Source organism: Caballeronia sp. AZ1_KS37 (genome assembly GCF_023631165.1).
Classification (GTDB): domain Bacteria; phylum Pseudomonadota; class Gammaproteobacteria; order Burkholderiales; family Burkholderiaceae; genus Caballeronia; species Caballeronia zhejiangensis.
Window position 1 is genome coordinate 16775 of sequence record NZ_JALQDP010000045.1, and the last position, 14539, is coordinate 31313.

The following is a 14539-nucleotide window of genomic DNA, read 5'->3' on the forward strand; positions in this document are numbered from 1 at the left end:
GGCGCCGAAGTAAGCGCTATGGCCTCTCTATGCAAACGCTGCCAGACACATTTGCCGCCGAATCCGCCTCCGGATGAAGCGACAGGAGAATCTCTGACGTCCTCGTCACAAAGCGTCAGCCGGCAGATGTTGCTCGCGTCGAGCATCGCCATCATCGGCGCGATCGCTGTTGGAGGGGTTCTCGCAACCGCTCCACGCGACGGGAGTCGAACGCAGCACAGAGCCGACGCGACCTCGGTAAGCGGTCGTGTGATTCCGGCTGAGCAGGCCGAACACCCGTCTTCGGAAAGCACATCGAAGTGAAGTCGGACCACGACGACGCAGGCCGACGCCCACCGTGTCGTGACGTTACGGAATGACGGTCCCGATCGTACGAAGCTCGTCGGATTGCCCATCTGCGCAGTAGTCAGTCCGTTGGTCGCGGGCGTTAGTTAGCTGCGTGCCTGTTGTTCCAGAACGGATGTCCCGACATCTGTGTCTGCGTAGGTTTTGAGTTGGCAGATCTGACCGCGATCGCATAAAGTCAGGTAAAGCACATCGCGCCTTTTCGTATCGATGACTCGCAAGGCTAAGCACCCGTAAGACATCTAGCTCCGTGTAGAAAGCGTTCCCAGAGAATGTATCTCCCGGTCTTGGCTGCTGGAGCAGGCACATGAACAAGATGCTTAAGATAGGTGCGACGACGATCCTCACACTCGGCGGGGCAGCGCATGCGCAAAGCAGCGTCACGCTCTACGGGCTAATCGATGCGGGTTTGACCTATACGAACAGCCAGATCAGCGGGACGGGCGGCGGGCACAGCAACTGGGAAATGACGAGCGGCGCGGTCCAGTACAGCCGCTGGGGTTTGCGCGGGGCCGAGGACCTCGGCGGGGGCGTGAAGGCAATCTTCACACTGGAAAGCGGCTTCAATTTGAATACCGGGCAGTACTCGGCAAACATGCGCCTCTTCAATCGCCTGGCGTATGTCGGCTTGTCGAGCCGCGATTACGGCGCGCTCACGCTAGGCCGCCAGACCGACAGCATGGTCGATTTTGTCGCGCCGCTTTCATTGACGGGTACCGAGTTCGGGGGCACGCACTTCGCGCATCCGCTAGACAACGACAATCTGAACGACTCGTTTCAGATCAACAACGCGGTGAAGTACCTGAGCCCGAACATCGCAGGCTTTCGTTTCGGTGGGCTGTACGGCTTCTCCAATCAGGCGGGCGGATTCGCGAACAATCGTGCGTATAGCTTCGGCATCTCATACGTCGCGGGCGCGTGGAACTTCGGTGCGGGTTATCTCGCGCTCAGCAGTTCTGCGCGCACGCCGGCACAGTTGAATACGAACGGCGCAGTCACCGATACAACCGGCGCGTCCCTGCAAGGCGCGCTGACGCCGACGGGTGTGCCTTTGGGCGTGCTGGCCAGCAGTCAGAAGACCTTCGGCGCCGGTGTGAACTACACCTTCGGTCCGGCTGTGGCCGGCTTCGTGTACTCGCAGACCAAGCTCTCCCAATTCTTTCAGACTGGGCTGAGCGGAACTTTCCAGAACTTCGAAGGAAACATTCGGTATGCGCTGACGCCGGCGGTCGAACTTTCGGGCGCGTACACCTATTCGCGCGCAGGCGGAAACGGCGGCGGCGGCATTCCACATTGGAATCAGGTAAGCGCGATGGCCGATTACCGCTTCTCTCGGCGCACCGATGTCTACATTCAGGGCGCGTGGCAACGGTCGAGCCCGAGCGGCACTTCGCCCTTGGGCGTGGCATGGATTAACGGCGTGACCGCCCCGGCTTCCACGACGAATCAGCTCGAAGCGGCCGTCGGCTTGAAGCATCGCTTCTGACGCCCTCGAAACAGCCTTAAGCGTCAAACCGGACGAAGGACACTATCCAACGATGAATCTATCGATGACGGATGACCGCGCAAAGCGGTCCTCCCGGTCGTGTGCGGCCACCGATCGCCAAGAACGGTGGAACAACGGCGCACTGTGCGCTAATTGCATCGTCGCGCGCGGAGCCACTAACACATTGCGAGGCCGCATCGTAGCGATCGGAACGGATGAAGAACAGCCGCGCGCCTTTAGGCCCCATCCTTGTCGCCACCGGCACCTGAATAAAGCGGCGTGACGCTCAAAAGAAGAGAGACCACAATGTCGAGCAAGCGACGCATGCGTATCTCCTTCGAATGACAGCGCCGCGTATGGCGCGCGGCTCACCTTCAGTTAAGGAGAGCAGATTCGCAATGCGTCCAATTCAAGAAGCGTCGGTCGACGTCAAGAATACAGCGGCGAAACCTCTATCGCGCCGGACCCAGGAAGCCACGAAAGCCGGCGCCACTTTATTTATTAGGATCGCTTACTTGATACTCGACGGTGGCGCCGCCTTATTTGCAGGCCAGGCCAGGCCCGGCCGACTAGTCACATTCAGATCTGACGTGTAGTGCACCACTTCCCGCGCTGCTTCCGCGACCGTCGGCTGAGTCATTGCCAGGCTGGCGTCGATCCGCGGAATGTGCAATAGATTTCCCGGCGCATCAGCAATTATTACCTCTTACGCAGATTCAAAGCGACTGCGTTTCGGTATCCCGTTCCGAATAACCTAAAGAACGCACAAAGCTTGCCGTAAAACTGTTTATAAGGCTCATCCATTCGGTAATTTTGGCTAGCCCTTATGCGTCCTCAAAGGTCGACGGGGTAGCAACATCGCGGAGCGACATTGCGGCCGATTTGCGAACCCGGCTCCCTTGCCGTGCAAGTCGTCCTCATTAATCCCCTAACGCTCCGGTCCATACAGCGTACCGACCGAACTGCAGCAACCGGGCGTTTCAGTCCGAAACCTGCATTCCATCGCGGTCTGACTACCGACTTAGAGAAATAGGCGTCATCAGTCCGCACGCCCACGGCTTCGGAACACATCAATTCGTATTGCTAACTACCATGACAAACCACAGAAAACCTGGCCATTGCTTGCGTGACCGTTTCCGCCTCGTCAATATCTCGGCGGCCGTCGTTGCCGTCGCCACGAGTCTGATGCTCGCGGCATGCGGCGGCGGCGGCGAAGGCGCCGTCGAGGCCGCCACGGCGAAAGCCACCGATATGCCGGAGGCGACCGCAAAGGCGGCCACCACGGCTTCAATCTTTTACGGCATGAACGGTCACATTACCAACGGCGGCGCCTATGACAACACGCCCTACGCGACACAGCTCTCGCAGCTCCAAGACCTTGGCGTGAAGATTTTCCGCAACGACGTGTACAACTTGGCATCCGCCAAAGTGCTCGCTACCGTTGCCAAACAGTTTGCGGCAGGAGGGGTTCAGGTGTATCCGGTGATGCTGCTCGGGCTGGGTTTTGACAGCGAGGAAGCGGCTTACAATGCGGGCTTCGTAATGGGTCAGCAAACGGCACAGACTTATAAGTACACGTACTACGAAGTCGCCAACGAATTGGATTCTGCCGCGCTGGCCGGAAACTACGACGGCAACATCTGGTGGCAATACAGCAACCGGCCGTTCACGATCGCGCGCGGCGTGATCCGTGGCATGATCGCGGGTGTGAAGTCGGTCGACAGTTCAGCGAAGATTATCGTCGATGGCACATGGAAGCACATTGCGTTTTTTCAGATGCTTCTCGACGGCTCACAGCCCGACGGAACACACGGTCACCCGACCGTCAGCTGGGACATCACCGCATGGCACTGGTACTCCGACCAGGGCGACATGACGAATGCGTGCGGGGGCACGGGGTGTCACGACATTCTCGGTATCATCAGTTCCTTTGGCAGGCCCGTCTGGATCAACGAGTTCGGCGTGCGTCCGGAATATGGCGCGAATGACACTATCGCTTCTTACCTGACCGGTAACCTGATGATGCAGCAGTACTACACCCAGGCGTCGAAGTACAACATCCAGTCGATTCAAGGTTTCGAGTTGTACGACTCCCAGGAAGGCAACTACGGCATGCTGCAAAGCGATGGCAAGACGAAGAAGGCCTCGTACATGGCAGTCAAGAATTTCATTGCGAGCCACCCGAAGTAATAAGCGGCAGGGCGGTCGCCAGCTGAAATTCGCCGCGTCGGGGCTTTCGATGACGCGGTCATCGAAAAACCCGGCGAACAAGGGAATCGCTCACTTCGAAAGATATTCGATTCCCTCGGATCCTCCACCGACTATTAACGGCTCGAGTTGGCCGGCTAAGACCGTCTAGCAAAACCTCTCGATCTTTCGCCAAGGCAACCATCGGTCCAGCGCTTACGAACCGGCGACAACAACCTCGGCGACATCCCACTGTCGAGGCGTCTGCGGTCTCAACAACATTCTCCGAGTGGGCAAGGACGTCTGGCGCACAAGTGCCCCTCAGCCCCCTTTGCGGTATCACCGATTCCACTCAAGAACTGCCGATGCGATCGGAAGAATTTCGCAGACTCGTGCAAGCGCGCTCACCACGGGCTTAGCGCCGCAGCGGTCCACGCGCCGTTTCCATCACTTCCCGACCGTCGGGCCTCGGCGCGGCGAGCAGGAATCGCCTATGCCGCGAAATACTGGTTTTCCCGTATTAACTCGTCTCGTCAAATTGCCGTTATCCGCTGCAAGCAACAGGCCATAACGCCACGCAAGAGCGCCAACGTTTGCGTGACCAGGCGTTTCGAGCAGCCGTACATGGCGCTTTGATGCGTCGCATAGCCCGAATTGGGATTGCAGAAGCCGGTCCGAATCGATGCGCCGGACTTGGCAAAAAGATGACTGATTCGATGAGAAAAGTACCGCTTTCCGATGCAAACGCTACCTCGGTAGTACGTTCGGGGACGCGGTTTGAGTTCATGCACATGGCAGGAGGCCGGGGTGATCCTCGAAAATGAAATTCGGCAACTTGAACGGTCCGTCAACACCCTGATATGCCGACCCACATTGATCCGCCGTGAATACTGGGCTGCTCAGACGGAAAAGCTTCTGGTGTTTCCGGGACTGTCCGCCCGCGATCGCCGTCGCTTGATCGCGTTACTGGATCTTCTTGGAATTTCAACCCGCGAAGAAGTCGCTCCGTTAGGCCCGCCGTCGATGGTCTTCAGTATGTCCGGAGAGCCGACTGCGACGTGATTGATCCGCTTGCACCCTCTTCCGGTCTCTCAACGAAACGACAAGACGGACAATTCTCCTGAGCTGCCCGTGTTATGCCGATTGCGGGTGTTCATCATTGGCGATGATCCCGGACGTACCTGTCTGTTGCGCCAATGCATGCTCTCGTAGAAGGGCACGAAATCTGTCGATCGACATGGGCGTGCCGGTGAAATAACCCTGGACGACGTCGCATCCCGCCTCCATCAGCCACGCGAGCTGTTTCGCGTCTTCCACCCCCTCGGCAACCGCGTCAAGCCCGAAGCTATGAGCCATCGACAGGATCGCCGTCACGATGGGCTGTCCATGTTCTGGAAGCCTTTCGATGAATGAACGGTCGATCTTGATCGTATTGACAGGGAAGGCATGCAGATACGAGAGCGACGAATACCCTGTGCCGAAGTCATCGATGGATAACAGCACACCCGCAGTGCGCAGACGATTCATCACGTCGAGCGCCGTCTCGCGGTTGGCAATGAGGTGGCTCTCGGTAAGCTCGAGCTCGAGCAGCCCGGGTGCGAGGCCGCTCGCCGCGAGCGCCGCGAGGACGTCGTCGACAAAGGCCGGATGCCGCAACTGCCGCGCCGACACGTTCACCGCAACGCGAACGCTCACGTTCTGATGGTCGGCGCACCACGTCGCCGCTGCAACGCACGCGCGCTGCAGCACCGAACGCCCGAGCCGCACGATCAGATCGCTGTTCTCTGCGATCGGAATGAACTCTGCCGGCGATACGACGCCTTCGTCCCTATGCGTCCACCGCGTCAGCGCTTCTGCACCGACGAGCGAACCGTTGCGGCAGTCGAACTGCGGTTGATAGACGAGATCGAGCGCACCGCCGTCGACGGCCTTGCGCAATTCCGCTTCGAGATACGCACGGCGATGCGCTGCATTCATCAGTTCACGAGAGAATCCCACGACCATGTTCTTGCCGCGCGTTTTCGCTTCGTATAACGCGATGTCCGCGCTGGCGACAAGGCTTCCGCTGTCGTGCCCGGCCTCCGGAAAGCTCGCATAGCCGATGCTCGCCGTCACGCTGATCTCGTCGCCGTCGATTATCGCGGGCTGGCAGAGTGCGTGTCCGACTTCATTCGCGACTTCCTCAACCGCGCTCCGTTTCCAGGAGCACTCTACCGTTACGGCGAATTCGTCGCCGCCCATCCGGCTCACGATCCCACGACCGCGCACGGCACTCGTCAGCACGCGCGCCACATGCTGCAGCAGTTCGTCGCCGGCCCCGTGACCGAGCGTGTCGTTCACCGTCTTGAAGTCATCGAGATCGATCAGCACGAGACCAAGATGGCGATGCGGGTCCTTTGCCGCCCCGAGCCGCGCCTCCAGCGTTTCATAGAACGTACGCCGGTTCGACAGGCTCGTGAGCGGGTCCGTGCGCGCCAGGTGCTCCAACTCGCGTTCCGCTTCCGTCACTCGTCGCCGCATCCGGCGCATGACGAGTGTCGAAACCCAGAGCGCACCCAGACACGCGACGCCGAGAAAGCACGCATATTGCAGGAGTTGTCGACGCACCAGGTCGCTCGTTGCTACGAGCACCACATGTCCCAGCTTGTGGCCTTTATGCTCGATCGTCGCGCGCACGTAGACGTCACCGAGCGAGAGTGTCGTGCGATGCTCCGTCGACGCGAGCGTACCCTCGTCGATGTGCTCCGCGCTAATTCCTGCGCGCGCGTAGCGAGTGAAGATCCGGTTGTCGTCGCGATATACGCTGACACTCTCGACGTAGGGAACCCGGCGCAGCGATCGCAAGACGTCTGTCATCGACGCTTCGTCATCGAACATCAACGATGCGCTGACGTTCTCTGCGATGACGGACGCTTGCAGCGACGCATCGTCATAGAGAGCGCTGCGGAATGCCACCGCCTGGTACACGAGAAGCACGATGCTCGCGACCACCAGCGCAATGCCGACGCTCACGAGATTCGCGTGCACCGTCAGACGCTCGGCGCTCCGACTGCTGCTCCGCATGGTCATTTGAGTCTCCTTGCAAGCCGCAGCAGTTTCGAGCTAAGAACCAGCTTTCGGCGTAAGGCCTCGGTGTTGCTGATGTCGAAGCGCAAATGTTCGTCCTCCGCGATCAGCTTGATGACCGCCTCACCAGGTGCGGTCGCGCCGGCGCCAGCGATGACGAGCACTGCATCGTCCGACCGCAATGCCTCGCGCATCTCCGCGCTCGTGCTGTCGCCGTCGTCCAGGGCAAGCACGTCGCATTCGCCGGCCCCCTTGCTGCCCACGGTCATAAAACGCCACACGCGCGCACCCACCAGTCGCCCATTGAGTCCAGCCAGCGCGTCGCGCAACGAACTGCGCTCGCTCGCACAGACGCGCAATTCGACACCGCGAGCGCGCTCAGCCGGCCATTGCGTGAATTGCGTGAAGTTGAAGATGTAGGCGCTCTCGAGCTTTGGCAGATCTACCTGCGCGTGCGCACACCATGCCGCGAGCGAACCGGCCGTGCACAAACAGAGCGCTATGCCTCGACGGATCCACATCTTCAGAACCCGTAGACCATTTTCGCCAGCAGCGTGCGGCTCTGCTGCACGATGACGTTCTGAGCGAAGCCGGGGCCGGCCGGATCCGCATATCGGCGGTCGAAGACGTTATAAACCGACAGCGACACATCTGCCGGCGCGATAAGTTTCCGGCTGTGGAGCGACACGTTGACGACGCAGTAGCCCCCCGCCGAACCCGCTTGTGCGAGCCGGGACGACAGACACTGCGCTTCGGAACCTGCGCGCGCCGACATGGCAAACAGCGGGACGCTCACGTTGACCTTGGCCATGTGGCGCGGCGAGTTTTGAAGCGCGCCGCCCGACACGGAATCGCGCGAGAACTGATAGGCGTAACTGGCCCGCGCGCGCACGCCCGAGGCAAACTGCTGCTGCCATGAGAGTTCCGCGCCGCGTGCCTGCGCGCGATCGACGTTGCGAAACACATAGAGACCCGAATCCGGGTCGATGGACTCGGTGATGAGGTCCCGAAGCGAGTAACGGAACAACGAGAGGGTCACGCGTCCCGTGCCGCCCAATGCACGCTCGTAGACGAACTCCTGCGTGCCGATACGTTCCGACTTCAACCAGGGATTCGCAAGCTGCCCGCCTTCGCCGGGAATTGCGTAATACATCTCGTAGGCATTCGGCGCGCGATATGCGGTGCCGTAGACGAGCTTGAACGTATCGCTTGCGGTCGGCCGCCAGATCAACGCGATACGGGGACTGAAATTGCCGCCGATGCGCGTCTCGCTATCGAAGCGGCCGCCGATGTCGAGCGTCAGCGGCTCGGCGAGTTTGATTTCGTCATCGACATACACGCCGACGCGCTGACTGACGCGATGGTCGTCGAGCAGGCGCTCATACGGCCCAACGTTGTAGTTCCACTGGTCGCGTGCCGTGTTTATCGTGTAATCGACGCCGGCCACGATGCGATTGCGCGGCACCGTGCGCACGGTCGCATGCACATCGCCGCCGTACCACACGGCATGATCGCCATCGACGTTGCTGATGCCCGGCGCGGGCGAGACGAGCTGACGGCTCGTGTAGTCGTAACGCCCCGAATAAAGCTCATAGTCGATCGCAATGTCGTTGCGCAAATGATGCGTGTACGTGGCATCCACGAAGGAATGCGTGTCCGTTACGCTGAAGGGTGCGTTGAAGACAGCGTCGTAAGGCGCGCCCGGAACGTCCTTCGTGCGGTTGCCGTAGCCCGCGCTGATGCGCAAGCCGCCGATGCCGAACTTCGCGAACAACTTCTGGTTGCGCTCGCCATCGAGTCCGTTTGCTACGCCGTTGTTGTTGTCCGGCGTATCGAACTCGGGAAAAAAGAGGTCTTGGCCGTGGCGCTCGTAGGCCGTCGCGGACAGCACGAGGTCCGCGCCGTGCGCGCCATGCCAACCATACGTCGCTCGAGCTTGTTTCTCACCGAAGCTGCCGACAGCGCCGGCGAGTTGAACGCCACCGATCTCGCTGCCCTTCTTTGTGATTACGTTGATGGTGCCAAGCAACGCATTGGAACCATACACGGCCGAGCCGGGGCCGGGTATGTATTCGATACGCTCGACGAGATCCATGTCGATCGGAAAGTCGGAGCCGACGGGCGCCTGATCATAGACTCCGTCGTTCAAACGCATTCCGTCGACGAGCAGCAGGAAGCGGCTGTTGTAATCACCCGGGCGCTGGAAACCGCGCGCGCCGAGATACGAGTACATGCGATCGGAGGTGATATACAGTCCCGGCAGCGTTGCAAGCGCATCGGCCAGCGTGCGCCAGCCGTAGTCGCGTATGTCACGGGCGGTCAGAACGATGACGGCGGCAGGCGCGCTCGCCGCGGACTGTGCGACCCGCGTCGCACCACTCACGGTCATGCTCATCAGCGACTCGAGCGGCATCGAAGCAAGGTCTTCGTTCTCCGGTTGGAGCGATGCGCGCGCGAGCGACGGAGCGGTAGCCGCACACGCGGGCGTCACGCACGCGCCGACGAACGCGGCCATGAAAAGTCCGGCGACAAAGTGCAGCGGTGCATCAGCGGAACAAAGACTTGGCGGCTGGGTGAAGATCGACATCTGTACGGCATGTTCTAATGAATTCGAGGGTTCTTTTCTTATCGGCATCCGCACCCGGCCGCTTGAGTCGGACTCCATGCGTCGGCGCGCTTCAGCGGCCGCGTGTCGGTAATATTTTCGCGGCACCCCGCACCGCGCTGTGTGCCGGCGTGAGCGCACGCCAGCGCCGTCGTCTGATTGCTTACCCGGAAGCATGGCGGCACGGATGTTGCGCAACTGCCTTCTCCATCCTCCGGAGAATTCAAGGCGTCTCGTGCCGCGCCTCCGTCCCCATGGCCTCCCCTGAGATCTTCGCAGAAATTTTCAACACGGCGCCCGTCGGGAGCTACTTGCTCTCCCCCACACGGGACGCAATCATCCTTGCGGTCAACGATGCTTTCCTCAAGGCCTCGACGCTTCGCAGAGAAGAGATGGTCGGACGGAGCCTTTTCGATGTGTTCCCCCACAATGAAGCTGATCCGGAAGACACAGGGGTCGAAGCGCTGCGCCAATCGATTGCTCGTGCAATCGAGACGGGTGAACCTCAGACATTGCCGCTACAGCGATTCCCGCTCTGGGTGACCACCGACGACGGGAAGACACGTTACGAAGAACGCTTTTGGAGTGCTGTCAACACGCCGATTTTCAATTCAGAGGGCACGCTGCTCTGCGTCTCTCATACCACGACCGATGTCACGAATGCGCATTTGACCCGGCAAGCGCTCGCCGCAAGCGAACAGAGATTCCGAAGCCTCTTTGATGCGATCAACCAGGCGTTCTGCGTCATCGAGCTATCGTTCGATGAGGGCGCGGAGCCAATGGACTACAAGTTCGTCATGGTGAATCCCGCATTCCAGGCGCACACGGGGTTGGTGGACGTCGTGGGAAAGAACGTTTCCAAAGTGATTCCCGGCCACGACCGCCACTTCTTCGATATCTATGGCGCCGTCGCCAGGAATGGCCTCCCGATTCACGCACAGAGGGAGGCGTCGCAGCTAGGACGCTGGTTCGACATCTATGCATTCCGCCCTGACGCTGCAACGCCTCATCAGGTGGGAGTCCTCTTTTCTGACATTACCGAGCAGCGAGAAGATGAGCAACGTCTGGTCGCCAGCGAGCGGAACGCAAGAAGCGCCGCGCGCGAAGCACTGGACGCTACCCGCCGCCTGGACGCAGTATTGGAAGCCGCGCCGATCGGCATTGTCGTCAGCGACAAAGGCGGTGCGATCGAACGAGTGAATCGATCGTTTGCTCAGTTTTGGGGCGAGAATCATCCGCGCCCACAAAACATCGAAGACTTCGAGATGTGGAAAGGACGCTGGGCCGATCATTCAGACAGACACGGTCATCCACTCACCGCCCATGAGTGGACTACGGCGCGCGTTTTAAACGGTGAAGCCGCCGCCAGGGATATCGTCTCCATCGAAAGCTTCGATGACCCGCCCAATCGACGGACATTACTGAGCACGGGGGCCCCCATCAGGGACGATCATGGCGCCATCGTCGGCGCCGTTGTCGCACAGTTGGACATCACCGATCGCGTCAACGCCGAAGAGGAGTTGCGTCTCGCCGATAGACGGAAGGACGAATTCCTCGCCATGTTGTCACATGAACTCCGCAATCCGCTCTCGCCTATCGCAAGCGCGGCAGAACTGATGAGGGTCGCACCTAACGATGCGCGACGGGTCAGCAAGTCGTGCGAAATCATCTCGCGACAAGTAAAACACATGACGGGACTCATCGATGACCTTCTCGATGTGTCACGGGTAACGCAGGGACTGATCAACCTCAACGTCGAGGTGCTCGACGCAAATCGGGTTGCGGCTGACGCAATCGAGCAGGTCAGACCGATCATCGAGAGGAAAAGGCATCGTCTTTCGCTGCGTACGTCGTCGACGGCGGCGCTGGTACGGGCAGACGAGAAGCGGCTGACGCAAGTCTTCGTCAATCTGCTCAATAATGCAGCCAAGTACACGCCGGAAGCAGGCGTTATCGACTTAACCGTGAGCTTGAACGACGACTGTGTCAAAGCCGTCGTAGCTGACAACGGCATCGGGATGACGCCGGAAATTGCCGCGCGCGCCTTCGACTTGTTCGCGCAAGGCGAACGCAGTTCCGATCGCTCTCAAGGTGGACTGGGGATAGGACTCGCACTCGTCAAGAGTCTGGTCCAACTCCATGGAGGTACCGTCACCGCGTACAGCGCAGGTCCCGGCGAAGGCAGCACGTTTGTTGTATGCATGAAGCAGGCTGAAACCTCGAATGTCCAACGAAATGACAAGACGGACAATTCTCTTGAGCTGCCTGTGTTATCCCGATTGCGGGTGTTGATCGTTGACGATAACCCGGACGCGTCGGAGACGCTTGCCATGCTGATGCAAACCTTGGGAAATGAAGTACGTGTCGCGGCAAACGGCAATGGAGCCCTGAAGGAAGTCGAACAGTGGAATCCCGACGTATGCCTTCTCGACATCGGCTTGCCCGACATGGACGGATATCAGTTGGCGTCCAAACTCAGGTGCCGCCCCGAGACCGCGCGCAAAGTTCTCATCGCAGTAACTGGATACGGCTTGCAACAGGACAAAGAGAAGGCGATCGCCGCCGGGTTCGATCATCACTTTGTCAAGCCCTTGGACGTGCGGAGACTTTTTTCCCTGCTTGGCGATGTCGCTTCGCGCGCGGATCGCGAATAGAACACCATCGCCCGACAGGCGAATTGCGTTGACAGGCAGGCGTCTGCCGACCCGTAATGGCGGATCTGGCGAAGTTGGTAGATCAAGTCCTGCGCTCCTCCCGATAACGCTGTGCGGAGTTCGGTACTCGGCCCATGCTGTCTATGAAATCGGCACCGCATCGCGGGCGGCGCTTCTCAGCCCGCGCGATAACGCGCGCCGGGATGCGTGTCACGCAGATGCGGCCCGCGTCCCGCGAACAGCTTCTCGCGCAGGGTGCCGTCCGCATACGCCGTGCGGTATCGGCCACGGTTCTGCAACTCCGGCACGACCAGATCGACGAACGCATGCAGGCTCTCCGGCATGACCGTGCGACGCAGATTGAAGCCATCGACGCCGGTTTCATCGGCCCACGCGACGAGTTGATCCGCCACTTCTGCGGGATCGCCGACAATGAACGGCCCGCGCCCGCCGATCTGATCGAAGCGCGTCATGTCGCGCGGCGTGATCGGCCGCCCGGCGCGCTTCGTCAGGTTTTCGACGGTCGATTGCAGCGCATTGCTTTTGACATAGCGGATCGGTTCGTCGAGATCCATCGCCGCGAAGTCGATGCCGGTCCATCCCGACACGAGCACGAGCTGGCCGAGCGTGTCGACATATTCCGCGTATTCGGCGTGGAGTGCCCGAGCTTCCCTGGACGTGCGCGCCACCACGACGGTCGCGCCGAGATAAAACAGCACGTCGTCAGGCGCGCGGCCGGCATCGACCGCATGCTTGCGGATGTCACGCGCCGCCGCCGCGACGATGGCAGGCGTCTGGCCTTCGAGGAACACGCATTCGGCATGCTTGCCGGCGAACGCCTTGCCGCGTCCCGATGCGCCGGCTTGATACAACACCGGCGTGCGTTGCGGCGACGGCTCCACGAGATTGAAGCCATCGACGCGAAAGTACGGCCCTTCGTGCAACACGCGGCGGATCTTCGACGGGTCCGTGTAAGGCTTGCCCGCGCGCCTGTCATGCACGACCGCGCCCTCCGTCCAGCTTCCTTCCCATAACTTGTAGACGGCTTCGAGGAAATCCTCCCCCGCCGCATAGCGCTCGTCGTGCTCGCGCGCCTTCTCCAGTCCCATGCCCCGCGCCGCGCTCTCCAGATATCCAGTGACGACGTTCCAGCCAGCGCGCCCGCCCGTCAGATGATCCAGCGTCGAGAAACGCCGCGCGAACTGATACGGATGCTCGTACGTCAAATTGGCGGTCACGCCGAAGCCTAGGTGCTTGGTCGCATGCGCCATCGCGGGCACGGTCAGCAGCGGATCGTGCGATGGCGATTGCGCGGCGGAGAACAGCGTCGCGTCGACGCCACCGCCGTAGACATCGTAGATGCCGAAGACATCGGCCAGAAAAACGCCGTCGAACAGGCCGCGTTCGGCAGTCTGCGCAAGTTCGATCCAGTAGCCGAGCGTGTTGTGTTCGAGAGAACGGTCGCGCGGATGCCGCCAGAATCCGGCCCACGAATGCGCGGGCGCGTTCATGTGGAACGCGTTGAAATGCAGAAGTCTGTTCATGGTGCGCGCGCTTTCTCGCGGCCGGCATTTCGGAGCGATACACACTAGGAGAGAGGCCGCGTCGCGCCAACCAAGTTAATCAGCTAAGCAAATTGACCGGTCGCTGGCAAGCCCATTACGCCCATTGTGCAGAGCTTTCGCGAAATGATCCGTTCGTCCTGACGACACGAGGAATCAACATGGAGAGCTTCCATCCCATGTGCATCCTTCCATGTCCAGTCACGATCAGTTCAATGACCGGGTTTTCTGGGTCACAGGCGCATTCGGCGCGCTCGGCGCGGCCGTCGTGCGAAGACTCGCTTGCGCAGGCGCGCATGTGGTCGCGTCCTCGCGCAACATCGATAATCATTTCCCCGGTTCGAGCGTCAACGCCGCGCTGGACCTGCTCGTGCAAGGTCTCGGACGCAAGTACGGGCCGCATGGCGTGCGCGTCAACGCGGTCGCGCCCGGTCTGATCGAATCGCCGCGCTTCGCGTCGATGACGACCGGCCAGGTCGATGCCGAACCCACGCGTCTCACCGCGCTCGACGGCCCCGGCACGCCCGACGACGTCGCGGCGGCGGTCACGTATCTGCTCTCCGACGATGCCCGCTTCGTCACCGGGACGCGTCTCTATGTGGATGGCGGCGGCCCGCCGTACGCCTGATTTCTC

9 protein-coding genes are annotated in these 14539 nt (G+C 60.6%); 5 read left to right on the forward strand and 4 right to left on the reverse strand.

The window, feature by feature from the left end; all coding sequences use genetic code 11:
- Positions 1 to 652 precede the first annotated feature (652 nt).
- From NCS00_RS31165 to NCS00_RS31175, 3 genes are all read left to right on the forward strand, one after another.
- A complete protein-coding gene (locus NCS00_RS31165; protein ID WP_250442093.1) occupies positions 653 to 1831 on the forward strand; it encodes a porin in 1179 nt (392 codons plus the stop codon).
- Positions 1832 to 2953: 1122 nt separating this feature from the next.
- Positions 2954 to 4021, forward strand: a complete 1068-nt coding sequence (locus tag NCS00_RS31170; RefSeq protein WP_008345468.1) for a hypothetical protein — start codon at positions 2954 to 2956, stop codon at positions 4019 to 4021.
- Between the two features lie 804 nt (positions 4022 to 4825).
- Positions 4826 to 5080: a hypothetical protein gene (locus tag NCS00_RS31175; RefSeq protein WP_081851829.1), complete on the forward strand. Its 255-nt coding sequence runs from the start codon at positions 4826 to 4828 to the stop codon at positions 5078 to 5080.
- Between the two features lie 72 nt (positions 5081 to 5152).
- Here NCS00_RS31175 and NCS00_RS31180 read toward each other — a convergent pair whose 3' ends face one another.
- From NCS00_RS31180 to NCS00_RS31190, 3 genes are read right to left on the reverse strand one after another with little or no spacing between them, the layout of a single operon-like run.
- The gene (locus NCS00_RS31180; protein ID WP_008345467.1) at positions 5153 to 7087 is read right to left on the reverse strand and encodes a putative bifunctional diguanylate cyclase/phosphodiesterase; all 1935 of its coding nucleotides are present in this window, start codon (positions 7085 to 7087) and stop codon (positions 5153 to 5155) included.
- Entirely contained in the window at positions 7084 to 7605 is a 522-nt protein-coding gene (locus NCS00_RS31185) for a YfiR family protein (RefSeq protein WP_250437712.1), read from the reverse strand. Before NCS00_RS31185 ends, NCS00_RS31180 begins: the two co-directional genes overlap by 4 nt.
- Positions 7606 to 7607: 2 nt before the next feature.
- Positions 7608 to 9599 carry a TonB-dependent receptor plug domain-containing protein gene (locus tag NCS00_RS31190; RefSeq protein WP_008345465.1) on the reverse strand — a complete coding sequence of 664 codons (1992 nt, stop codon included), beginning with the start codon at positions 9597 to 9599 and terminating at the stop codon, positions 7608 to 7610.
- A gap of 344 nt (positions 9600 to 9943) precedes the next feature.
- Here NCS00_RS31190 and NCS00_RS31195 point away from each other — a divergent pair, with 344 nt between their 5' ends.
- The gene (locus NCS00_RS31195) at positions 9944 to 12343 is read left to right on the forward strand and encodes a hybrid sensor histidine kinase/response regulator (RefSeq protein ID WP_250442094.1); all 2400 of its coding nucleotides are present in this window, start codon (positions 9944 to 9946) and stop codon (positions 12341 to 12343) included.
- Positions 12344 to 12519: 176 nt separating this feature from the next.
- Here the strand turns inward: NCS00_RS31195 and NCS00_RS31200 are convergent, their stop codons facing one another.
- Positions 12520 to 13887 carry an LLM class flavin-dependent oxidoreductase gene (locus NCS00_RS31200; RefSeq protein ID WP_250442095.1) on the reverse strand — a complete coding sequence of 456 codons (1368 nt, stop codon included), beginning with the start codon at positions 13885 to 13887 and terminating at the stop codon, positions 12520 to 12522.
- Positions 13888 to 14098: 211 nt separating this feature from the next.
- Between NCS00_RS31200 and NCS00_RS31205 the strand changes: the two genes are divergently transcribed.
- Positions 14099 to 14533 (forward strand): SDR family NAD(P)-dependent oxidoreductase, encoded by a 435-nt coding sequence (locus NCS00_RS31205; protein WP_250442096.1) that lies wholly within the window; start codon positions 14099 to 14101, stop codon positions 14531 to 14533.
- Positions 14534 to 14539: the final 6 nt, after the last annotated feature.

Coding starts and splice junctions, on each gene's coding strand:
- NCS00_RS31205 (WP_250442096.1), top strand. CDS start 14,099: ATGTCCAGTCACGATCAGTTCAATGACCGGGTTTTCTGGGTCACAGGC.
- NCS00_RS31185 (WP_250437712.1), bottom strand. CDS start 7,605: ATGTGGATCCGTCGAGGCATAGCGCTCTGTTTGTGCACGGCCGGTTCG.
- NCS00_RS31190 (WP_008345465.1), bottom strand. CDS start 9,599: ATGGCCGCGTTCGTCGGCGCGTGCGTGACGCCCGCGTGTGCGGCTACC.
- NCS00_RS31165 (WP_250442093.1), top strand. CDS start 653: ATGAACAAGATGCTTAAGATAGGTGCGACGACGATCCTCACACTCGGC.
- NCS00_RS31200 (WP_250442095.1), bottom strand. CDS start 13,887: ATGAACAGACTTCTGCATTTCAACGCGTTCCACATGAACGCGCCCGCG.
- NCS00_RS31195 (WP_250442094.1), top strand. CDS start 9,944: ATGGCCTCCCCTGAGATCTTCGCAGAAATTTTCAACACGGCGCCCGTC.
- NCS00_RS31180 (WP_008345467.1), bottom strand. CDS start 7,087: ATGACCATGCGGAGCAGCAGTCGGAGCGCCGAGCGTCTGACGGTGCAC.